The organism is Kitasatospora sp. NPDC048545, from assembly GCF_040651155.1.
Classification (GTDB): domain Bacteria; phylum Actinomycetota; class Actinomycetes; order Streptomycetales; family Streptomycetaceae; genus Kitasatospora.
In genome coordinates, this window is the sequence record NZ_JBEZIQ010000192.1 from 1 (window position 1) to 1,030 (window position 1,030).

General features: G+C 70.2%; 1 protein-coding gene and 2 pseudogenes. All 3 read right to left on the bottom strand.

The genetic code is table 11. The features are described from left to right. Positions 1-149: pseudogene (locus tag AB0D10_RS46440) on the bottom strand (ATP-binding protein); the annotation flags it as partial. Then, positions 130-774 carry a DUF742 domain-containing protein gene (locus tag AB0D10_RS46445; protein WP_360269212.1) on the bottom strand — a complete coding sequence of 215 codons (645 nt, stop codon included), beginning with the start codon at positions 772-774 and terminating at the stop codon, positions 130-132. The gene AB0D10_RS46445 and the pseudogene AB0D10_RS46440, both read right to left, overlap by 20 nt. A gap of 162 nt (positions 775-936) precedes the next feature. Continuing rightward, a pseudogene (locus tag AB0D10_RS46450) lies at positions 937-1,030 on the bottom strand (roadblock/LC7 domain-containing protein); the annotation flags it as partial.

Consider the following 1,030-nt stretch of genomic DNA (forward strand, 5'->3'; position numbering starts at 1 on the left):
GTCATGACGGCTTCGGTGCGCAGCGGGTTGATCTCGGAGACGGCGCCGACGAGCGTGGTCTTGCCGACACCGAAGCCGCCCGCGACGACGATCTTCGCGGAGGTGGTGGCGCGGGTGGGGGCGGCCGCGTTAGAGCTTGCGAAGTCCACTGAGGACCCTTTCGAGCAGCGTGACGTCGGGCTGGTTTCCGGATTCGCCGCCGGAAGCGGGCTGGTGGATGGCGACCAGGCCGGCCTCGGCCAGGTCGGCCACGAGGATGCGGGCCACTCCCAGGGGAAGGGAGAGCAGCGCCGACACCTCAGCGACGGATTTGACCTCCGTGCACAGCGTGCAGATCCGCTGGTGCTCGGGGAGCAGGGTGGACAGCCGCTGCGGATCGACGTCGGCGGAGACCAGGGCCTCCAGCGCGAGTTCGTAGCGCGGCCGGGTGCGACCGCCGGTCATCGCGAACGGACGGATCAGCGGCCCGGAGTCGGTTTCGTCCTCGAACTCCTCGACGTGCCCGGGTTCCTGGGCCGGCGCGTAGCCGGGCGCCGGTTCGGGAACGGCACCCGGGTAGCCGGGTGCCGGGGCGCCGTAGGACGGCTGCTGCTGGGCGTACTGCTCGTACTGGCCGTACTGCTCCTCGGGCCTGGCGTACGGGTGCTGGGGCTGCCCGTAGTGATGCCGGCCGTACTCCTGACCGTGGCCGACGCCGGGTGCTCCGAAGGCGTCATGGCCTGTGCCAGGGTACGGAAGACCGTATTGGCCACTGCGGTCGTCGGGCGGTGTCACGGTTCCTCTCCTCACAGGGTGCGGCGGTGCAATTGCGAGCTTCGGCGCGAGTCCGGAGCCGGTGGTGCGAAGGCCGTACAACGTCCGAACCCGAGCCCGCCGAAGCGGGCCCGGGAAGGACGCGGAGGTACTTCGAATACCTGGACGGTATCCGACGAACCGTCAGTGCAGGAGACTGCCCTGGAGTTCCGCGCGAAGTGCGGGGGTGAGGACGGCGCCGGCTCGGTCGACGAGCAGGGCCATCTCGTAGCCGACG